The organism is Pseudomonas sp. DC3200b2, assembly GCF_049895785.1.
Classification (GTDB): Bacteria; Pseudomonadota; Gammaproteobacteria; order Pseudomonadales; family Pseudomonadaceae; genus Aquipseudomonas; species Aquipseudomonas massiliensis.
Map to the genome: position 1 here is coordinate 497,437 of NZ_JAFCTA010000004.1, position 20,643 is coordinate 518,079.

The window sequence follows — 20,643 nt, forward strand, 5'->3', positions numbered from 1 at the left end:
CTGCCGAATGGCAGGCTTTCCAAAGCCGGCTCCGGCAGACCAGCCTTCCAGCGAAGGCTGTCTCCGGATCAGGTCAGGTCAAGTCGCCGAGGATGTCCGCCATGTCGTCGGCGTGCTCTTCTTCCTGCGCCAGAATGTCTTCGAAGATGCGCCGGGTGGTGGGATCTTTCTCGCCGATGTACTGCACGATCTCCCGGTAGGCATCGATTGCGATCCGCTCGGCCACCAGATCCTCGTAGACCATTTCCTTCAGGTTGGCGCCGGCCTTGTACTCGGCATGGGACAAGGCGGACAAGCGGTCCGGATTGAATTCGGGTTCGCCACCCAGTTGCACGATACGTTCGGCCAAGCGGTCGGCGTGCTCCGCTTCCTGCTGGGCGTGTTCAAGAAACTCGTCCGCTGCCACGCTGGCCTTGAGGCCGGTAGCCATGAAGTAGTGGCGCTTGTAGCGCAGCGTGCAGACCAGCTCGGTAGCCAGGGACTCGTTGAGCAAGCGAATGATTTCTTCGCGGTCAGCGGTATAGCCTTCGGTCACCGCGCCGTTATCCACGTTTTGGCGGGCGCGTTCTCGAAGCACGGTCTTGTCGGTCAATTGAAGATTGAGCATGGGTCTCTCCAGGGATCACGGTGATCCGGCTCGCTCTATGCTGACGCCAGGCGCCGGGCGAGCTCGGTAGGAAGCAGGCGGCGGGTTGGGCTGAGGCCTGGCCCGGTACCGCCTTGGGGCGTCATTTGGCCTGTTCGTTCTGCTTGCGCTGCTCGCAAGTCATGAAACCTTTGGTATCCACCAGGCCAGCGCTGTCGAAGCTGACGTAGTAGGCCTGCTGGTGACCATCATGGTTGAGGATGTAATTGTTGCAGGTGCCGTTGGCCGAGCCAGCGGTTCCTTCGATGACAGTGGAAGGCGGGCCGGCGATGGTGCGCACTTGCTGCATGGTCATGCCTTTCTCGACTTGCTTGACCAAAGGCTCGTTGCGGTAGGTGACGAAGTCCACCGGGTTTTCCGGGGTAGTCTGGCAACCGGCAAGCACAGCGAGCACGCATGCAGCGGTCAGGGTTTGCTTGAACATGGTATCGCTCCAGGGAAAGCCGAACTGGCTACGGTTTTGGAGCTTCGCTTGTGTGCAAGAGTTCGACTTTCCGATGCAAATGGCGGCCCTTGTACAACCGCCTCGGTTCGGGCTGGTGGCCGACGCGGTTCACTGGCAGACTGCCCTTCCTCCCGGGTGGTTTGTTCGAGGCCGTATGCCCACGTTTTCTTCTCGTCATGTATTGATTGCCAGCTGGGTGCTGGTTATCGGCGGCTTGCTGATGGTTCTGCCGCTGCGCCTGTTGCCGAGCCTGCTCGCGGGCCTGCTGGTGTTCGAACTGGTGAACATGCTCACCCCGCAGCTGCAACGACTGATCGCCGGGCCGCGGGCGCGCTGGGTGGCGGTGGCCCTGCTGGGCACCCTGGTGGTCAGCGCGTTGGCGCTGATTTTCTTCGGCGCGTTCAGCCTGGTCTTGCATGAAGTTGAAAACCCCGGCGCGAGCCTGGACAAGTTCATGACGGTGGTAGACCGTGCCCGGGGACAACTGCCTCCGGCGATCGACGCCTACCTGCCCGCCAGCGCGGCCGAGTTCCGGGTGGCCATCGGCGCCTGGCTAGGCAAGCATGTCAGCGACCTGCAACTGATGGGCAAGGATGCGGTGCACACCTTCGTGACCCTGCTGATCGGCATGGTGCTGGGCGCCATCATTGCGCTGCAACGCGCGTCGGACGAGACTGCCCGCCAGCCCTTGGCCGCGGCGCTCTATCAGCGTCTGACCCTATTGGTGCAAGCGTTCCGCAATATCGTGTTCGCCCAGATCAAGATCTCCCTGCTCAACACTGCCTTTACCGGGGTTTTCCTGGCCGTGGTGCTGCCCCTGCTGGGGATAAAGCTGCCACTGACCAAGACCTTGATCGTGTTGACCTTCCTGCTGGGCCTGTTGCCGGTGATCGGCAATCTTATGTCCAACACGCTGATCACCATCGTTGGTCTGTCACTGTCAGTGTGGGTCGCCGTGGGGGCCCTGGGTTACCTGATTCTTATCCACAAGGTGGAGTACTTCCTCAATGCCCGTATCGTGGGCGGGCAGATCAGGGCCAAATCCTGGGAACTGCTGCTAGCCATGCTGGTGTTCGAGGCAGCGTTCGGCCTGCCCGGCGTGGTCGCCGGGCCGATCTACTATGCGTACCTGAAAAGCGAACTGCGTGAGGCAGCGCTGGTGTAGGTTGTGCCTGCCGTTATCCGTAGCGGCGCCAGGCCTCGATCGCCAACCCGCTGCCAATGCTGCCGAAGCGATTGCCCTCAACGTGGCGAGCATTGGGCAGCATGGCCGCCACGCTGTCCCGAAGGGCGGGAATGCCGCTGGAGCCGCCGGTGAAGAACACCGTATCGACCTGATTTTCACGAATGCCGGCGCGCGCCAAGGTTTCGTTGACACTGGCGTGTACCCGCTGCAGCAAGCCTTCGATGGCGCTTTCGAATAACGCGCGGGTCAGGTCCACGCTCAGGCCGGGCTCGATACGGCCCAGGTCCAATAGACGGCTTGGCGCATCGGTCAGCTGGATCTTGGTTTCCTCGACTTCCATGGCCAGCCAGTGGCCGGCCCGCTGCTCGATCAGGCGGAACAGCCTGTCGATGCCGAGGGTGTCTTCTATGTCGTAGCGCATATTGGCCAAGGCCAGCTGGGATTTTTGCGAGTACACCGAGTTGATCGTGTGCCAGGTCGCCAGGCTCAGGTGATAGCTGGTAGGCATCAACGCCTGGCTTTTCATCCGGCTGCCGTAGCCAAACAGGGGCATGACGCCTTGCAGGCTCAGGTGCTTGTCGAAGTCGGTACCGCCTACGTGCACGCCGCCGGTGGCCAGGATGTCCTGCTCTCGCTCGGTGAGGGCACGACGCTCCGGTGCCAGGCGTACCAGGGAAAAGTCCGATGTACCGCCGCCGATGTCGACGATCAGAACCAGCTCTTCCCGCTCGATGCCTGCCTCGTAGTCGAACGCGGCGGCAATGGGCTCGTACTGGAAGGAGACGTCCTTGAACCCAAGCTTGCGCGCCACCGCCGCGAGCGTGTCTTCGGCTTCCTGGTCCGCGATGGCATCGTCGTCCACGAAGAAGACGGGCCGGCCTAGCACCACCTGGTCGAAAGCACGGCCGCCCGCGTCCTCGGCCCGCTGTTTGAGCTGAGCGATGAACAGGCCCAGCAGGTCCTTGAATGGCAGGGCGCTGCCAAGCACGCTGGTGTCATGTTTGATCAGGCGGGAACCGAGCAGGCTTTTCAAGGATCGCATCAGGCGTCCTTCGTAGCCGTCCAGATATTCTTTCAAGGCAAGGCGGCCATAGACGGGCCGGCGCTCTTCGGCATTGAAGAACACCACCGAGGGCAGGGTGATCTTGCCATCCTCCAGCGGCAGCAGGGTTTGCTCGCCGGGACGGTACCAGCCCACGGTGGAATTGGACGTACCGAAGTCGATGCCGCAGGCGCGAGCGAAGGGAGCGGTGGTCATGTATCGGCCCTGGAGAAAAAACGGCCGCGCAGTGTATGCCAGGGCGCGACCGAACCGAAGAGCAGGGTGGCGGATTTTTCCACCGCCTCACTTGAAAGCATGCCTGTGGCCCCAATCTAGAAGGCATTACCACGCGAACATTTGCTCCTGGCTGCGTCATGACCGACAGTGTCTTCATACAGGGGCGGCCTCGCGTTTTTCTCTTTTCAGGTGGTACCTACAGATGGATTTCAAAGACTACTACAAGGTACTTGGGGTAGAGCCAGGGGCGGACGAGAAGACCATCAAGGCCGCTTACCGCAAGCTTGCCCGCAAGTACCACCCTGATGTGAGCAAGGAGCCGAACGCGGAGGCCCAGTTCAAGGAAGCGTCCGAGGCCTACGATGTGCTGAGCAGCGCCGAGAAGCGTGCCGAGTACGATGAACTGCGCAAGTACGGTGTGCATGGCCGTCCCTTCCAAGCGCCGCCGGGTTATGGCGGGGGTGGCTTTGGCCAGGAAAGCGGAGATTTTTCCGACTTCTTCAGTGCCATCTTCGGCAACCAGAGCCGGGCCGGCAACCCATTCGGCAGCGCGCGGGGGTCAGCGCGCAATACGAGCCGGCGCGGCAAGGACGTGGAACTGGAACTGGCGCTGTTCCTTGAGGAGCTCCTTTCGGGTGACTCCAAGCAAGTCAGTTTCCGTGTACCTCAGTACAACGCTGCCGGGCACCCCACGGGCAACGCAACCAAAACCCTGAATGTTCGGATTCCGGCCGGGGTAACCGATGGCGAGCGGGTGCGCCTCAAGGGTCAGGGCGGCCCCGGCCATGCCGGCGGCGAACCTGGGGACCTGTACATGACCATTCGCTTCGCGCCGCACCCTCGCTTCACGGTCGAAGGCCATGACCTGGTGGTGGAAGTGCCGGTGGCTCCTTGGGAGCTGGCACTGGGAGCGAAGGTACAGGTACCGACCCTTGGCGGGCGAATCAACCTCACCGTTCGCCCGGACAGCCAGAACGGCCAACGCCTGCGAGTGAAGGACAATGGCTTGCCGATCAAGGGCGGCGGCCGGGGAGACCTGTTGGTAATGCTCAAGGTGGTGATGCCGCCGAGCAACGATGCCACCCGGGAGCTCTGGGACAAACTGGCCCACCGGGCGGCCTTCGACCCGCGCGCTGGCCTGTAAGCCGGCCTTGGCCGCGATCAGGACTGACACTTCATCACACCCGGTTACACCGCGTCATACCTGGTCGCCGCCAAGGCGGGCGCTACGGGTGGGCCGATATCGCCGTAGCAGCCGCGCTTGCGCGCGACAGGGTCTAGCACCGCGTGATGCCCGGTCGCCGCCAAGGCGGGCTGCTACGGGGCCACTAGAACAGGAAATACCGTTGCGCCATGGGCAGTTCATCGGCCGGCTCGCACCATAGCAGTACCCCGTCGGCCTTGACCTGGTAGGTCTGGGGGTCGACGTCGATCACAGGCTGGTAGCTATTGTGTATCAGGTCCGCCTTGGCGACGCCGCGGCAACCTTTGACCACCCCTATGGCTTTCTTCAGGCCCAGCCGTTCGGGTATGCCAGCGGCGAGGGCGGCCTGGCTGATGAAGGTCAGGCTGGTGGCGTGGCGGGCGCCGCCGTAGCTGGCGAACATGGGCCGGTAATGCACCGGCTGTGGCGTGGGAATGGAGGCATTGGCATCGCCCATCAGGCTCGCGGCAATGGCGCCTCCCTTGAGAATCAGGCTGGGCTTGACTCCGAAGAATGCCGGACGCCATAGCACCAGATCCGCCAGCTTGCCCACTTCGATGGAGCCCACTTCGTGGCTGATGCCGTGGGTGATGGCCGGGTTGATGGTGTATTTGGCAATGTAGCGGCGCGCACGGAAATTGTCGTTGCGGTCGCTGTCCTCCGGCAGCGGGCCGCGTTGCCTGCGCATCTTGTCAGCGGTTTGCCAGGTGCGGGTGATCACCTCCCCAACCCGCCCCATGGCCTGGCTGTCGGAGCTGATCATCGAAAAAGCGCCCAGGTCATGGAGAATGTCTTCGGCGGCGATGGTTTCCCGGCGAATGCGGCTTTCGGCGAAGGCCACGTCCTCGGCGATGCTCGGGTCCAGGTGATGGCACACCATCAGCATGTCAAGGTGTTCATCGATGGTGTTGCGCGTGAAAGGCCGGGTCGGGTTGGTGGAACTGGGCAAGACATTGGGTAGCCCACACGCCTTGATGATGTCGGGCGCATGGCCGCCTCCGGCGCCTTCGGTGTGGTAGGTATGGATGGTGCGGCCTTTGAACGCGCCCAGGGTAGTTTCCACGAAGCCGGATTCATTCAAGGTATCGGTATGGATCGCCACCTGCACGTCGTACTGGTCGGCCACGGCAAGGCAGTTGTCGATGGCCGCTGGCGTGGTGCCCCAGTCTTCATGCAACTTCAGGCCGATCGCCCCGGCTTCTACCTGCTCGATCAAAGGGCCAGGCAAGCTGGCGTTGCCCTTGCCGGTGAAGCCCAGGTTCATGGGAAAGGCGTCCGCGGCCTGGAGCATCCGCGCCATATGCCAAGCGCCCGGCGTGCAGGTGGTGGCATTGGTACCGGTCGCCGGACCGGTGCCGCCACCGATCATGGTGGTCACCCCGCTCATCAGGGCTTCCTCGATCTGTTGCGGGCAGATGAAGTGAATGTGGGTATCGATCCCGCCCGCGGTGAGAATCATGCCTTCCCCGGCGATCACTTCGGTACTGGCGCCCAAGGCGATGGTAACCCCCGGCTGGATATCCGGGTTGCCGGCCTTTCCGATAGCGGCAATGCGGCCGTTCTTCAGCGCCACGTCCGCCTTGACGATGCCCCAATGGTCCAGCACCAGGGCATTGGTGATCACCGTGTCAGCCACCTCGGCTGCCAGGAGCTGCCCCTGGCCCATGCCATCGCGAATGACCTTGCCCCCGCCGAACTTCACTTCCTCGCCATAGACGGTGAAGTCCTTTTCGACCTCGATCCACAGCTCGGTATCGGCCAGGCGCACCCGGTCGCCCACGGTGGGGCCGAACATGTCGGCATAGGCTTGTTTGCTTATCTTCATCATCGCTCCTTGGAGGCGACCTTCGGGCCGCAAGCCGGAAGCTTCAAGCCTCAAGCTTCAAGTTTTAATAAGTTCGTCGCTTGCAGCTTGCCGCTCAAAGGTTGCCCATCACCCGTGCGGCAAAGCCGTATACCCGGCGCAGGCCGGCCAGCTCCACCAGCTCGACTTCCCGGCTTTGCCCGGGTTCGAAACGTACGGCGGTGCCGGCGGGAATGTTCAGGCGCATGCCGCGGCTGGCATCACGGTCGAAGGCCAGCGCGTCGTTGGTTTCGAAGAAGTGGAAATGCGAGCCTACCTGGATGGGACGGTCGCCTTGGTTGGCGACTCGCAAGCTGAGGGTACGACGGCCCGCATTGAGTTCAATCTCGCCCGCCTCGATGCGGTATTGGCCAGGAATCATGAGCGTGGTCCTTGCAGGAGCTTGAAATAGAGCGAAGTGGGGCGGTAAGTGCCCTCCGGAGAACAGGCGTAGTCGGGGATCTGGCCAGCGCGCTGGTAGCCGAGCCCTTGATAGAAGTCCTCGGCCGGCGAGCCGGTTTCGGTATCGAGGAACAGCAGTCCCCGCTTGAGGTGGCGAGCCTCGCTTTCCAGCGCTGTCATCAATTGACTGCCCAGGCCATGGCGCCGGCAATCGGTGCGCACCAGCAGTTTCTGGACTTCGGCACGATTGCGCCCGTTGGGCTTCTGGCACAGCGCCAGCTGGACGCTGGCGACCACTGCTTCGTTCTTCACCACCACCCAGAGCAAGCGGTCACCCTGGTTGATCTCGACAGACAGCGAATTGAAGTAATCCGTGGCCGCCGCGCTGTCCAGGTCGTTCAGGAAACCGATAGAGGCACCGTCGGCCACCGCGTCGAGCAGCAGCTCCACCAGGCCGGGCCGGTAATGGGCAAAACTCTCGAGCGTGACGCGGCGCAACTGGGCAGGGTTCATGGGCTACTCCTGAGGCGGGCGGGCACCGGGATTGAGAGTGCATTGCATGAAGGTCAGGTCCAGCCAGCGGCCGAATTTCACACCCACCTGGGGCATCTGGCCGGTAATCTCGAAGCCCTGACGCTGGTGCAAACGTATCGAGGACTGGTTGCCGCTTTCGATGGCCGCTACCACCACATGCTTGTCGCAGGCGCGGGCGCGCTCGAGCAAGGGAGCGAGCAGTTTCGCCCCGAGCCCGAGGCCACGCTGGCCATCGCGTACATACACCGAGTTTTCCACCGTGTGGCGGAAGCCTTCGAATGGCCGCCAGTCACCGAAGGACGCGTAGCCCAATACCTGGTCTTCGCTGACCGCGACGAGGATCGGATAACGCTGCTGTTGGCGTAGGTCGTACCAGGCCTGACGGTTGGCCAGGTCCACGGATTGTTCGTTCCAGATCGCCGTGGTATTGGCTACCGCGTCGTTGTAGATCTCCAGGATGCCAGGCAGGTCCGCTGGCGAGGCGTCGCGAATTTCAATGGTCATTGTCGGCTCTCAGGCAATGGGCTGATGCACGGTGACCAGCTTGGTCCCGTCGGGGAAGGTGGCTTCGACCTGGATTTCCGGAATCATCTCGGCAATGCCCTCCATCACCTGGTCTCGGGTCAGTAGCGTGGTACCGAAGTGCATCAGGTCGGCCACGGTCCGGCCATCGCGCGCGCCCTCGAGCAAGGCGGCGCTGATGTAGGCGATGGCCTCGGGGTAATTCAGCTTCAGGCCGCGGGCCAGGCGCCGTTCGGCTACCAGGCCAGCGGTGAAGATAAGCAGTTTGTCTTTCTCTCGGGGCGTCAGGTCCATGAGCGTTACCTCGGTCAGGTGGTCCAGATCCGCGGAGGAACCGCGTCCCGGCCTAGAAGTTGTGGGCGCAGCAGGCGCCAGAGGCGGATCAGCCAGTCGCGTGCATCCAGGGCCTCGCCGGTCAGGCAGCGGGCGATGACCAGGCCGGGCAGTTGGGTAAGATCACCCTGGCCTCGGCAAGGTAGCGCGCGACAGGCTTCCAGGCAGGCCGGGTCGGCCTGGCCGGTGATGATCAGGGTGGCGAACACGGGCTGTCCGCGCAAGCCTATGGGGGAGTGGAGCAGCCGATCGCCCCCCGACAGGCGCTGGCGCTCATGCCAGATCAGCTCGCCGTCGCGGCGGATATCCAGCGTTGCCTGGAAATACCCTGAAGTGAAGGCTTCGCCACTGGCGGGCCGTCCCAGCGCGACCACGTCCCAGTAGCACAGGCGGGCATCTCCATGCAGGTCGATGCGGGCGTCCAGGTGCGCCTGGGCGCCGCTGAACACCAGGGTTTCCTGCGGCAGCCACTCCAGGGTAGCGCCTGGCGCCACGCTCAGCTCGAGACTTTGCCGCGCTGGCACCTCGGCACGGTACCACTTGGCAGCCCCCGGGCTGGTGAGCTGTGCCCAGGCGCCCGGACCGGCCTGGGCCGCCAGGGTCAGACGGTCGCCCCCAGCGATGCCGGCCGGGGGGTGAACGATGATGTGCTGGCACACCTCGGGCCCCTCGGGGTAGAGGTGTTTCTGCACCCGCAGGGGGCCATGGTGACGGCGCCGCGTAGGCCGTGTGGTATCGCCGACCCGGGCGTAGGCCAGGTCGAGTTCGGCGTTCCACTGGGGAACGAACAGGCTGGGGTTGGCAGGCAGGTTCATGGGCGTGGGCTTAGATCGTCACCAAACCGCGGACGCCATTGGCTTCCATCTCCGACCCGCTGCCCTGGGCCACGATCTCGCCTCGGGACATGACAAGGTACTGATCCGCCAGCTCGGCGGCGAAATCATAGAACTGCTCCACCAGCAGAATGGCCATGTCGCCTCGCGCGGCCAGCCGCCGGATGACCGCGCCGATTTCCTTGATGACCGAGGGCTGAATGCCTTCAGTAGGCTCATCGAGAATAAGCAGGCGCGGTTGGCTGGCCAGGGCGCGGCCGATGGCCAACTGCTGTTGCTGGCCGCCAGACAGGTCGCCGCCACGGCGGTGCTTCATGTCCAGCAATACCGGGAAGAGTTCGTAAATGAATGCCGGGACCGCCCGCGCCTGGCCTGCCGGGAAGCGGGACAGCCCCATCAGCAGGTTTTCCTCCACGGTCAGGCGCGGGAAGATCTCCCGGCCCTGGGGTACGTAGGCGATGCCGGCTTGCACTCGCTGGTGCGGCTTGAAGGGGGTAATGGCCTGGCCTTCCCAATGCACGCTGCCTTCCTTGGCCGGTAGCAAGCCCATCAGGCAGCGCAGCAGGGTGGTCTTGCCCACGCCATTGCGGCCCAGCAGGCAGGTGACCTCGCCGATGCGCGCCTGGAATGACAGCCCGCGCAGGATATGACTGCCGCCGTAATACTGGTGAAGCTCGGAAACTTGCAGCATGGGTTGTCCTTATGGATGAACCGGCAGTTGACTGGCGCGCTCAACGCCCCAGGTACACCTCGATCACGCGCTCATCAGCCTGCACCTCTTCCAAGGTACCCTCGGCCAGTACGCTGCCCTGGTGAAGCACGGTGACCTGGTCAGCGATGCTGCCCACGAAGCCCATGTCATGCTCGACCACCATCAGGGAACGTTGGCCGGCCAAGCCCTTGAACAGTTCGGCGGTGAATTCGGTTTCGGCATCGGTCATGCCCGCCACCGGTTCGTCGAGCAACAGCAGTTGCGGGTCCTGCATCAGCAGCATGCCGATTTCCAGGAACTGCTTCTGCCCATGGGACAGCAATCCGGCGGGCCGGTTGACCGAGGCGGTCAGGCGGATCATCTGCAGCGTATGTTCGATCTGGTCGCGTTGCTCGCCGCTCAGCCGCGCGCGCAGGCTTGCCCAGACGGACTTATGGGTTTTCTGCGCCAGCTCCAGGTTCTCGAATACGGTCAAGGCTTCGAACACGGTCGGCTTCTGGAACTTGCGACCTATGCCGGCTTGGGCGATCTGTACTTCGCTCAGGCGGGTCAGGTCCAGGGTTTCTCCGAACCAGGCCCGCCCCGCCGTGGGGCGGGTCTTGCCCGTGATCACATCCATCAAGGTGGTCTTGCCCGCTCCGTTGGGGCCGATGATGCAACGTAGCTCGCCGACCCCAATGTACAGGTTCAGGCTATTGAGCGCCTTGAAGCCATCGAAGCTGACGCTGATGTCTTCCAGGGTGAGGATGGTGCCGTGCCGGGTATCCAGCCCGGTAGCCGCCGCAGCCCCCAGACCCAGGGCGTCGCGGCTGGTGCCGGCATCACGGTTGGGGTGCGGGTCCAGGGCAGGCTCAAGCATGAAGGCTGGGGTGGGAAGGGTTCTCATGCGTCATCTCGCTTTCTGAGCAGGCCGATCACGCCCTTGGGCAGGTAAAGGGTGACAAGGATGAACAGGGCCCCCAGGAAGAACAGCCAGTATTCAGGAAAGGCCACGGTGAACCAGCTCTTCATGCCGTTGACCAGGCCTGCGCCCAGCAGCGGGCCGATCAGGCTGCCGCGCCCGCCCAGGGCTACCCATACCGCCGCCTCGATGGAGTTGGTGGGTGACATCTCGCTCGGGTTGATGATGCCTACCTGAGGCACGTAGAGGGCGCCGGCCAGGCCGCACAGCACCGCGCTCAATACCCAGACGAACAGCTTGAAACCGCGTGGGTCGTAACCGCAGAACATCAGGCGGTTCTCCGCGTCCCTCAGCGCGGTAAGCACCCGACCGAACTTGCTGCGTGCCAGGCGCCAGCCCAGCCATAGGCTGGCCAGCAGCAGCGCCACGGTCAGCAGGAACAGCACTGCCCGAGTGCCCTGGCTGGTAATGGAGAAACCCAGCAAGGTGCGGAAGTTGGTAAAGCCGTTGTTGCCGCCGAAGCCGGTTTCGTTGCGGAAGAACAGAAGCATGCCGGCGAACGTCAGGGCCTGGGTCATGATGGAGAAATACACACCCTTGATCCGCGAGCGGAACGCGAAGAAGCCGAACACTAGGGCCAGCAAGCCGGGCGCCAGCACCACCAGGCACAAGGCCCAGAGGAAGTGCTCGGTGCCTGCCCAATACCAGGGCAACTCGCTCCAGGAAAGGAATGTCATGAAGGCCGGCAGGCCATCGCCGGCGGCTTGGCGCATCAGGTACATGCCCATGGCGTAGCCGCCCAAGGCAAAGAACAGCCCATGCCCCAGGGAAAGCAGCCCTGCATAGCCCCAGACCAGGTCCAGGGCAAGGGCGACTATGGCATAGCACAGGATCTTGCCCACCAGGGTCAAGGTATAGGCCGATACCTGCAGCGGGTGGTCCTCCGGCAGCAAAGACATTAGTGGCAGCGCCAGCAATACCAGCAGCAGCGAGACGCCGACGGCCCAGGACACGCGTGGCCCGGCCTTGCGGGCCACGGCGAGCATCAGAGGTTGGTTCATCAGTCGATCACCCGGCCCTTGAGTGCGAATAGCCCTTGTGGGCGTTTCTGGATAAACAGGATGATCAGCGCCAGGATGAGAATCTTGCCCAACACTGCGCCGATCTGGGGTTCCAGCACCTGTTGGCGATGCCCAGGCCGAAGGCCGCGCAAATGCTCCCGGCCAGTTGTCCGACCCCGCCAAGCACCACCACCAGGAACGAATCGATGATGTAGCTCTGGCCCAGGTCGGGCCCGACATTGCCAATCTGGCTCAGGGCGACGCCGCCCAGACCGGCGATGCCGGAGCCCAGGCCGAAGGCGAGCATGTCCACCCGGCCGGTCGGTACGCCGCAGCAGGCGGCCATGGCCCGGTTCTGGGTCACGGCGCGTACGTTCAGGCCAAGGCGAGTCTTGTTCAGCAGTAGCCAGGTCAGGCCCACCACGAACAGCGAGAAGCCGATGATGACCAGACGGTTGTAAGGCAATACCAGGTTGGGCAGTACCTGAACCCCTCCGGAGAGCCACCCGGGGTTGGCCACCTCGACGTTCTGCGCGCCGAACAGCACGCGAATCAGTTGGATGAGGATCAGGCTGATGCCCCAGGTCGCCAGCAGGGTTTCCAGCGGCCGACCATAGAGGTGGCGAATCACGGTGCGTTCCAGAGCCATGCCGATGGCGGCGGTGACCAGGAAGGCCACCGGCAGGGCCAGCAAGGGATACCAGGCCAGGGCGGCCGGGGCGTGATGTTGGAACAGCGTCTGCACGCCATAGGTGGTATAGGCGCCGAGCATCAGCATTTCGCCATGGGCCATGTTGATCACGCCCAGCAGGCCGAAGGTGATTGCCAGGCCGAGGGCGGCCAGGAGCAGGATCGAGCCCAGGGACAGGCCGCTGAACGCCTGACCCAGCAGTTCGCCGATCCGTAATTGCCGCTCCACCTGTACCAGGCCGGTTTGAGCAGCGGTACGTACGCCGGGGTCGGCTTCTGCGCCAGGCTCCAGCAGGCCTTGCAAGCGGCCCCGGGCAGCGGGGTCGCCACTGTCACCCAGCAGCCGTACGGCTTGCAGCCGAACCTGAGCATCCGGGTCGGTCAGCTGCAGGTTCGCCAGCGCCAGGCCGAGGGCCGCCTTCACGGGTGCGGAGGGCTCGCTTTCGTATTGGTGCCGCAGCGCGCCCAGCTGGGCAGGCAATGCGCTGCGCTGCAGTTGCTGGGCTGCGGCCAGGCGCTGATTGTCATCGGCGGACAATAGCTGGTGGCTGGCCAGGGCATTGTTCAGCAGCCCACGCAGACGGTTGTTCAAACGCAGCTTGCGGGGCGGGTCGCTCGGGGTCGGGGTGTCCATACCTTCCAGCGCTCCCTGATTGTCAATGAAGGGGTGCTTATCGCTATCGGCGGCCAGGCGGCCATCCTGCAGCGCCTGCAACAGCGGCAAGCGCCCGGGCACGGGTTGCGCGGCCCAGGTTTCCAGCAGCCTGGCCTGGCCTGAAGTGTCGGCGCCAACGAAATCGCCCGCATCGCTGGCCAGGGCGGGCAACGGCAGCAGCGTGGCGAGCAGCAACAGCACGGGGTAGATACGCATCAGGCTTTTCCTTGCGCCACGGCGTCTGCGGGAGGCAGGGCCGTGACGCCTTGGGCTGTGGATCAGTTGCTCTTGACGGGGTGGTCCGGCTTCTTGTCGTTGCCCGGGATGTAGGGGCTCCAAGGCTGGGCGCGAATGGGTTCCTTGGTCTGCCACACCACGTTGAACTGACCATTGTCCTGGATCTCGCCGATCATCACGGGCTTGTGCAGGTGGTGGTTGGTCTTGTCCATGGTCAGGGTAAAGCCGGACGGCGCCTTGAAGGTTTGCCCGGCCATGGCTTCGCGAACCTTGTCTACATCCGTGGACTTGGCTTTTTCCGCTGCCTGCGCCCACATGTGGATGCCGACGTAGGTGGCTTCCATGGGATCGTTGGTGACCACGGTACCGGCGTTGGGCAGGTTGTGGGCCTTGGCATAGGCTTTCCAGTCGGCCACGAACTTCTTGTTCACATCGTTCTCGACGGATTCGAAATAGTTCCAGGCGGCAAGGTTGCCTACCAGCGGCTTGGTATCGATGCCGCGCAGTTCCTCTTCGCCCACGGAGAAGGCCACCACGGGGACCTCCGTGGCTTCCAGCCCCTGGTTGGCCAACTCTTTGTAGAAGGGAACATTGGAGTCGCCATTGACCGTGGAAATCACCGCCGTCTTGCCGCCAGCGGCGAACTTCTTGATATTGGCCACGATGGTTTGATAGTCGCTATGACCAAAGGGGGTGTACACCTCCTCGATGTCCTTGTCGGCGACGCCCTTGGAATGCAGGAAGGCCCGCAGGATCTTGTTGGTGGTGCGCGGATAGACGTAGTCCGTGCCCAGCAGGAAGAAGCGCTTGGCCGCGCCCCCGTCTTCGCTCATCAGGTATTCCACGGCGGGAATCGCTTGCTGGTTGGGCGCCGCCCCGGTGTAGAACACGTTGGGGCTCATCTCTTCGCCCTCGTACTGGACGGGATAGAACAGCAGGCCATTGAGCTCTTCGAACACCGGCAGCACCGATTTGCGCGATACCGAGGTCCAGCAGCCGAAGACCACCGCTACCTTGTCCTGGGTAAGCAGTTGCCGACCCTTCTCGGCGAACAGCGGCCAGTTGGACGCCGGATCCACTACCACCGGCTCAAGCTGCTTGCCGTTCACCCCGCCGGCCTTGTTGATCTCATCGATGGTCATCAAGGCCATGTCTTTGAGCGAGGTTTCGGAAATCGCCATGGTCCCCGACAGCGAATGCAGAATGCCGACCTTGATGGTTTCCGCGGCCTGGACAGTCCAGGTCAAGCCCATCGCGGCTACGGAAGCCGAGAGGGTAAAAGCCTTTAGCAAACTGCGGCGCTTCATGTGCTATCTCCAGTGCTCTGGTCTTTTGGTTTTAGGCGTGGCGTGCTCCTGAACGGGTCTTTGCAAGGCGTGTGCCTGACAGGCGCAACGGCCCAGGGATGTGAAGGTTGACAGTTCGCTGAGCGCGGCGAGTGCGCCAGGGTGGGGCCCAGGGCTGGGCATGGTGCGACGCTGTGCGCCTTTGTAGTGCCGAACGCAAAGAACGTCTGGAGAATGCGAGCCCGTTGGCGAACAGGCCGATCCGTCCGCCAACTGGGGCTGTTTCGCGCAAGGTCCTACAGCGCCTGGTTCAAGCCGCCGCGATAGGTTTGCGCCACCAACGCAGCACGGCATATTCCAGTACCGCGACCAGGAGCAGCGAGGCGCCGACCAGAGGGAACAGCACGCCAATCACGGCCATGACCGCCACGGCGGTTTTCCACAGCGGAAGATCATGACGCAGGGGGGGCACGCCTAGCCCTCTGGCGGGCCGACGTTTCCACCAGATCACCAGGCCGCTGACCGACCCTAGCAGCACCATCACGCAGATCAGCAGCACCACCAGCTGATTGGCCAGGCCGAACATCTTGCCTTCGTGCAGCATCACCGAGAGCTCGGTGGCCCGGGCGGCGGGGCCATACTGGGCGTAGCGCACGTCCGCCAGGACGCGGCCGGTGTACTGGTCAATGTGCAGGGTGGCATCGTTACGCGGGTCATCGGCGAACACCGCTACGGTATAGACACCGGTATCGGTTTTTGGAAAGGTCACGCTATAGCCAGGATGCACGCCGGCCCGCTCGGCCGTGTCCACCACTGTCTGCAGGCTCACCTGTGGCGCCGCCGGCCCGCTGGCTGGCGCCCCATGGCCCATGTGCTCGGCGTGAGCGCCACCACTCATTGGCATGGGCATGGTTTCCACCGCCCACGGAACGGTCTGCCGCTCAGCCTGGTTCAGGCTGCGCGCTTTCACATCCGACAATGGCACCTCGCTGAACATGCCGGTCGGAAAGCGGTTCCACAGCTCGGCGTACTGCTTGCCCCAGATACCCGTCCAAGTCATGCCGGTCAGCAACATGAACAGCAGGCCCAGCGAGCCCCAGAAGCCGACCACGGCATGCAGGTCGCGCCAGAACAGACGCCCACGGCTGGCCAGGCGGGGCCAGAGCACACCACCTGTGCCTTTGCCCCGCGGCCACCAGAGGTAAAGCCCGGAGATGACCAGCACCACGCCCCATCCCGCCGCCAGCTCCACGATGGCGTCGCCCACCTTGCCGATCAGCAGCTCCCCGTGCAGAGCACGGGCCATGGCCTGCAGGTTGTAGAAGGCATCCTGGGTGCCCAGCAACGCGCCGCTGTAGGGGTCGAGGAACAGGCTCAGGCTGCGGCCGTCCTGGGCGAGGATGAACTGAGCGCTGCTGTCGACCGTGGCCGGGGGCAGGTATTGATCGATGCTGGCATGCGGATAGGCATCCCGAACCTGGGCCAGCAAGGCGTCGGCCGGCAAGGGCTGAGCCTGGGCCTGCACGCGCATCAGTTGCGGGTAAAGCAGGGGGTCCAGTTGTGGCTTGAACAGATAGATGATGCCAGTGACGGCCAGAATGATCATTACCGGGGCTACCAGCAGGCCGGCATAGAAATGCCAGCGCCAGGCCAGGTTATAGAAAGAAACACGCATGACGAACTCCACGAGATAAGCGATCAGCCGTGCGGCCCGTATCGGCTGCCGGAACCGTGGGCAGGAGCCCGCGTTCACCTGGCGCCGCGAATGGGCGGATGCACATGTTGAAGGTCAAGCAAGTGGAACGGCGGGTGGCGCGCGAGTACGGGCGCCGGGGAAAACGGGGCGCAGGCCATGCCCCTGGCGCACCTGGACCAACAGCCGCAGCGTCCCGGCCGGCACGGTATGGGTGCTGAAGCCAAGGGTCTGGGGTAGGGCAGGGCAATGGCAGAACAGGCTGCAATAGCCGCAGCGTTCCCATAAGCCGTGGAGCTGGGTGTCCGTGCTGGAGCTGGCGGATACCTGACAATGGTCTTCGGCCACGGTCATGCCGGAATGCTCAGCCATGTCGTGGCCTGGCATCCTGGCTGGATGATTCATGGGCATGGCCTGGGGCACCAGGGGGCCGATGAAGATCATCAGCACGGCGAACAGGCTGACCCACAGCCCCGCGCCGTGCGACCGTTGCCTGCGCAGGCGCACCTAGCGCGAGCCGTTATCGCTGGGAGGCATGGCCAGCACCTGTACTTGAACCTGCAGGTCACCGGCGTGCTGGAAGCGGAGAGTGAGCGGGAAGCTGCCGCCCTCTACCAGGCTGGACCGATCTTGCAGGCCGAGCAGCATCACATGGTTACCCATGGGCGCGAAGCGGGCCTGGCCGCCGGCAGGAACGATGACGCTGTCCACTCGCTCCATTTTCATCATGCCATCAGCCCCTACATGCTGGTGCATTTGCGCCTCGGCGGCGATTGGTGTCTCCACACCCAGCAGGCGGTCGTCCGCCACACCCTGGTTACGCACTGTGAAATAGACGGCTACCGTCGGGGCATTGGGAGGCAGCGCCTGGGACCAGGGCGTCGCGACCCGCAGCGCGACGACTTGATAGTCATCAGCCTGCGAGAAGGGGGCAAGGAAGGAGAAGACCAGGCCACAAAGGGGAAGCAGTGCGCGCCAGAGCGAGGGCATGGGGTCAGGTCCGTGAAAAGAGAAACAGAAGCGGTATTTAGCCAGAACCGCGATGGATCTACAAAAGCCAGGCGTCAAAGGGCGGCGAGCGCTCCCTGTTCAGCCAGTGCAGCCAGCAAGGTGGCGGTGGTATCGAACTCACGGTCTGCCTTCGGTAGTTCCGGCCTGGCGAGCATCAGCACGGGAAGGCCAAGCTCACGGGCGACCTGTAGCTTGGGCTCGGTGGCGCCGCCGCCGCTGTTCTTGCTCACGAGTACATCGAACCCCTCTGCCTGGAAAAGCGCGCGTTCATCCTCCAAGGCAAAAGGCCCTCTGGCGCCGATTACCCGGCAACGCTCGTTGCCCGGGTGGGGGTCCAGGCAGCGTAGGGTCCAATATTGATCAGACGGGATCTCGTCAAGATGCTCCAAGGGCTCTCTACCCAGCGTAAAGAAGGGGCGAGTGAAGCCGTCGAGGGCCGCGATCAGTTCGCTCCAGTCTCTGACCGCGCGCCAACGGTCGCCAGGTTGCGGCAGCCAACCGGGCCGGCGCAGGGCCCAGCAGGGTACCCCGGTAGCCGCGCAGGCCGCGACCGCGTTGCGGCTCATCCGCGCCGCATAGGGATGGGTGGCGTCCACTACCAGGGTGATGGCCTGCTCACGCAAGAAGCCGGCCAGGCCTTCGACGCCGCCGTACCCACCTACCTTGACCGAGCAGGACAGGTCCGTGGGTACCCGCCCCAGGCCGGCCAGGCTATACAGATGCTCAGGCCCCAGCCGTCGAGCGATACGCAGGCTTTCGCTGACTCCGCCGAGCAGAAGCACTCGCATCACCAGCACCCCCCGGCGCGGCCGACTACGCCCCCCTGGCGGTCGATGGCGATGACCTCCACCGACAGCTCCGCTGGCACCGTGCGCCCGGCGAAGGCCTGGGCATGGCTACAGACCACGTCGCCCAGCGGCACGCCGTCGGCATGGGCCAGTGCCAGCGCCTGCTGGCTGGTGTTGGCGTTGCGCATGGCCGCCTGCAACGCCGGCGTGGCGCCATGCTCTGCCGCCCACCGGGCCAACTGTGGCAAGTCGATGGACGAATGGCGGCTGTGCAGGTCCATGTGCCCGGCGGCAAGCTTGCTTATCTTGCCGAAGCCGCCGCACAGGCTCAGCCGCGCCATGGGCACCTTGCGCAGATGCTTGAGCACTGCGCCGGCGAAATCCCCCATCTCGATCAAGGCGATGTCCGGCAGGCCGTAGAGACGGCGGATGGTGTCCTCGCTGGCATTGCCGGTGCAGGCCGCGATGTGGGTATAGCCATTGGTGTAGGCCACGTCGATGCCCTGATGAATCGAGGCGATATAGGCCGCGCAGGAGAAAGGCCGAACGATGCCGCTCGTGCCCAGGATAGAGAGCCCGCCAAGGATGCCAAGCCGGGGGTTCATGGTCTTGAGGGCAAGGATCCCGCCGTCCCTTACGCCAATGGTCACCTCGAAGCCGCCTGCGTAGCCCTCGTTGGCCGCCAGGCTAGCCAGATGCTCGGCCATCATCTGTCGGGGCACCGGGTTGATCGCCGGCTCGCCCACTGCCAGCGCCAGGCCCGGGCGGGTCACGGTCCCCACGCCTTCCCCGGCCATGAAGACAACGCCAGGGGTGTCGATCAGGCGCACCCGGGCATGGACCAGGGCGCCATGGGTAACATCCGGATCATCTCCGGCGTCCTTGAGGGTACCTGCCTCGCCAGCGCCGTCGCCGCTTCGGCGGCAGTACTCCAGGCGCAGGCTGACCACGCGCCCCTTCGGGAGGGTGACCGACACCGCGTCATGGCTGGCCCCGGTGAGCAACAGGGTGGCGGCCGCCAGAGTGGTGGCGGTGGCGCAGGTGCCGGTGGTCAGGCCGCTGCGTAGCGGCCTGGGCTGTTCCGCGGTTTCTTCACGCATGGCCGGGCTTGATCGCGTCGAGCAGGGTGATGGGCAATGCCTGCCGCCAGGTCTGGAAGTTGCCCAGTGGGCGCGCATGGGCGATCTGGACGCGAAGCAGCTCGCCGCCATGTTGCGCTTGCCAATTGAACAGGGCCATTTCGCTTTCCAGGGTCACGGCATTGGCGACCAGTCTGCCGCCTGGTTTGAGCGCCGCCCAGCAGCGTTCCAATACGCCTTCGACGGTGACACCGCCGCCGATGAAGACCGCGTCTGGCTCAGGCAACCCTTGCAGCGCATCTGGCGCCCGGCCGGGCACGAGGCGTAGACCAGGGACGCCCAAGGTATCGCGGTTGCGCTCGATCAACCCTTGGCGGCGGCTGTCGGCTTCGATGGCAATGGCCTGGCAGCGCGGATGCGCCCGCATCCACTCGATGCCGATGGAGCCGCAGCCCGCGCCTACATCCCAAAGCAACTGGCCCGGCCGAGGCGCCAGGCGGCCCAGGGTCAGGGCGCGCACGTCACGCTTGGTCAACTGGCCATCGTGAGCGAAGGCGTCGTCCGGCAAGCCGGGCGCCGAGGCCAGGCCTGAGGCGCCTGGGGCCGCCCGCAGGTCAAGGCCGATCAGGTTCAGATCGGCCGCCACATGGTTCGGCCAGGCGTCGGCCCTGGCCTGTTCATGATGTTCGCTGGGGCCGCCAAGGTGTTCCAGTACATGCATCTGGCTAGGGCCAAAGCCGGCGGCCACCAAATGGGCCGCCAGCAGCCTCGGGGTGTGACCGTCGTTGCTCAGTACAAGCAGGCGCTGGCCGTGGCAAAGGTAGCCATTGAGCAAGGCCAGGGGACGCGCGACCAGCGACAGCACCTCCGTTTCCGCCAAGGCCCATCCCAGGCGCGCCGCGGCCAGGGTGACCGAGGATGGCGCCGGCAGAACCCGGAACTCGCCGGCCGGAAGCTGCCGGGCCAGGCTGGCGCCGACGCCGTGGAACATGGGGTCGCCGCTGGCGAGTACACACAGGGGCTGGCCGCGCCGCTCCAGTACCGGGGCCAGGCTGAAAGGGCGAGGCCAGAGCAGGCGTTTGGCGCTCAGGCAGGGCGGCAGCAGTGCAAGTTGACGCGGCGCGCCTATGATCAGCCCGGTATCCAGTAGTGCGCGCCGCGCCTGTTTGCCCAGGCCCGGGTAGCCGTCTTCGCCGATACCGACGATGGTCAGCCAGGGCAACATGAAGGTTCCTCACGATCATCCGACGGGCAGGATTTTCATGCCCTCGGTCAAAGCAGGCATAATACCGCGCACTTCTGC

At 64.2% G+C, this 20,643-nt stretch carries 21 protein-coding genes and 1 pseudogene; 2 read left to right on the plus strand and 20 right to left on the minus strand.

What is annotated here, in order from left to right; translation table 11 throughout:
- Window positions 1-73: 73 nt before the first annotated feature.
- Both ACP691_RS14955 and osmE read right to left on the minus strand, forming a co-directional pair.
- A complete protein-coding gene (locus ACP691_RS14955; protein WP_040259997.1) occupies window positions 74-607 on the minus strand; it encodes a ferritin-like domain-containing protein in 534 nt (177 codons plus the stop codon).
- A gap of 121 nt (window positions 608-728) precedes the next feature.
- On the minus strand, window positions 729-1,070 hold the full coding sequence (osmE, locus tag ACP691_RS14960) for an osmotically-inducible lipoprotein OsmE (RefSeq protein ID WP_426150352.1): 342 nt from the start codon (window positions 1,068-1,070) through the stop codon (window positions 729-731).
- A gap of 175 nt (window positions 1,071-1,245) precedes the next feature.
- Here osmE and ACP691_RS14965 point away from each other — a divergent pair, with 175 nt between their 5' ends.
- Window positions 1,246-2,256, plus strand: a complete 1,011-nt coding sequence (locus tag ACP691_RS14965; RefSeq protein WP_426150350.1) for an AI-2E family transporter — start codon at window positions 1,246-1,248, stop codon at window positions 2,254-2,256.
- 13 nt (window positions 2,257-2,269) lie between these two features.
- Here ACP691_RS14965 and ACP691_RS14970 read toward each other — a convergent pair whose 3' ends face one another.
- A complete protein-coding gene (locus ACP691_RS14970) occupies window positions 2,270-3,535 on the minus strand; it encodes an Hsp70 family protein (protein WP_426150348.1) in 1,266 nt (421 codons plus the stop codon).
- Window positions 3,536-3,758: 223 nt separating this feature from the next.
- Here ACP691_RS14970 and ACP691_RS14975 point away from each other — a divergent pair, with 223 nt between their 5' ends.
- A complete protein-coding gene (locus ACP691_RS14975; RefSeq protein WP_426150346.1) occupies window positions 3,759-4,700 on the plus strand; it encodes a DnaJ C-terminal domain-containing protein in 942 nt (313 codons plus the stop codon).
- Window positions 4,701-4,884: 184 nt separating this feature from the next.
- Here the strand turns inward: ACP691_RS14975 and ureC are convergent, their stop codons facing one another.
- The 17 genes and pseudogenes from ureC to cbiE all read right to left on the minus strand — a co-directional run bounded on the left by ureC (window position 4,885) and on the right by cbiE (window position 20,565).
- The gene (gene ureC, locus ACP691_RS14980) at window positions 4,885-6,585 is read right to left on the minus strand and encodes an urease subunit alpha (protein WP_426150344.1); all 1,701 of its coding nucleotides are present in this window, start codon (window positions 6,583-6,585) and stop codon (window positions 4,885-4,887) included.
- A gap of 94 nt (window positions 6,586-6,679) precedes the next feature.
- Entirely contained in the window at window positions 6,680-6,985 is a 306-nt protein-coding gene (locus tag ACP691_RS14985) for an urease subunit beta (protein WP_426150342.1), read from the minus strand.
- The gene (locus tag ACP691_RS14990; protein ID WP_426150340.1) at window positions 6,982-7,518 is read right to left on the minus strand and encodes a GNAT family N-acetyltransferase; all 537 of its coding nucleotides are present in this window, start codon (window positions 7,516-7,518) and stop codon (window positions 6,982-6,984) included. The genes ACP691_RS14985 and ACP691_RS14990 overlap by 4 nt, the downstream gene beginning before the upstream one ends.
- A gap of 3 nt (window positions 7,519-7,521) precedes the next feature.
- Window positions 7,522-8,043: a GNAT family N-acetyltransferase gene (locus ACP691_RS14995; protein WP_426150338.1), complete on the minus strand. Its 522-nt coding sequence runs from the start codon at window positions 8,041-8,043 to the stop codon at window positions 7,522-7,524.
- 9 nt (window positions 8,044-8,052) lie between these two features.
- On the minus strand, window positions 8,053-8,355 hold the full coding sequence (gene ureA / locus ACP691_RS15000; protein WP_426150336.1) for an urease subunit gamma: 303 nt from the start codon (window positions 8,353-8,355) through the stop codon (window positions 8,053-8,055).
- A 14-nt stretch (window positions 8,356-8,369) separates the two neighbouring features.
- Window positions 8,370-9,209, minus strand: a complete 840-nt coding sequence (locus ACP691_RS15005; protein ID WP_426150334.1) for an urease accessory protein UreD — start codon at window positions 9,207-9,209, stop codon at window positions 8,370-8,372.
- A gap of 10 nt (window positions 9,210-9,219) precedes the next feature.
- Entirely contained in the window at window positions 9,220-9,918 is a 699-nt protein-coding gene (urtE, locus tag ACP691_RS15010; protein WP_426150332.1) for an urea ABC transporter ATP-binding subunit UrtE, read from the minus strand.
- Between the two features lie 40 nt (window positions 9,919-9,958).
- Window positions 9,959-10,825: an urea ABC transporter ATP-binding protein UrtD gene (gene urtD, locus ACP691_RS15015; RefSeq protein WP_040259983.1), complete on the minus strand. Its 867-nt coding sequence runs from the start codon at window positions 10,823-10,825 to the stop codon at window positions 9,959-9,961.
- Window positions 10,822-11,901, minus strand: coding sequence for an urea ABC transporter permease subunit UrtC (gene urtC / locus ACP691_RS15020; RefSeq protein ID WP_426150330.1), 1,080 nt, complete (start codon window positions 11,899-11,901; stop codon window positions 10,822-10,824). The genes urtD and urtC overlap by 4 nt, the downstream gene beginning before the upstream one ends.
- A pseudogene (gene urtB, locus ACP691_RS15025) lies at window positions 11,901-13,462 on the minus strand (urea ABC transporter permease subunit UrtB). Before urtB ends, urtC begins: the two are co-directional and overlap by 1 nt.
- A 62-nt stretch (window positions 13,463-13,524) precedes the next feature.
- Entirely contained in the window at window positions 13,525-14,790 is a 1,266-nt protein-coding gene (urtA, locus tag ACP691_RS15030; RefSeq protein ID WP_426150328.1) for an urea ABC transporter substrate-binding protein, read from the minus strand.
- 289 nt (window positions 14,791-15,079) lie between these two features.
- Window positions 15,080-16,444: a PepSY-associated TM helix domain-containing protein gene (locus ACP691_RS15035; protein WP_426150326.1), complete on the minus strand. Its 1,365-nt coding sequence runs from the start codon at window positions 16,442-16,444 to the stop codon at window positions 15,080-15,082.
- A 114-nt stretch (window positions 16,445-16,558) separates the two neighbouring features.
- Window positions 16,559-16,969, minus strand: a complete 411-nt coding sequence (locus ACP691_RS15040) for a DUF2946 domain-containing protein (protein WP_426150324.1) — start codon at window positions 16,967-16,969, stop codon at window positions 16,559-16,561.
- Window positions 16,970-17,452, minus strand: a complete 483-nt coding sequence (locus ACP691_RS15045) for a copper chaperone PCu(A)C (protein WP_426150322.1) — start codon at window positions 17,450-17,452, stop codon at window positions 16,970-16,972.
- 74 nt (window positions 17,453-17,526) lie between these two features.
- The gene (locus tag ACP691_RS15050; RefSeq protein WP_426150320.1) at window positions 17,527-18,264 is read right to left on the minus strand and encodes a cobalt-precorrin-6A reductase; all 738 of its coding nucleotides are present in this window, start codon (window positions 18,262-18,264) and stop codon (window positions 17,527-17,529) included.
- A complete protein-coding gene (locus ACP691_RS15055; RefSeq protein WP_426150318.1) occupies window positions 18,261-19,361 on the minus strand; it encodes a cobalt-precorrin-5B (C(1))-methyltransferase in 1,101 nt (366 codons plus the stop codon). The genes ACP691_RS15050 and ACP691_RS15055 overlap by 4 nt, the downstream gene beginning before the upstream one ends.
- On the minus strand, window positions 19,354-20,565 hold the full coding sequence (cbiE, locus tag ACP691_RS15060) for a precorrin-6y C5,15-methyltransferase (decarboxylating) subunit CbiE (RefSeq protein WP_426150317.1): 1,212 nt from the start codon (window positions 20,563-20,565) through the stop codon (window positions 19,354-19,356). The genes ACP691_RS15055 and cbiE overlap by 8 nt, the downstream gene beginning before the upstream one ends.
- Window positions 20,566-20,643: the final 78 nt, after the last annotated feature.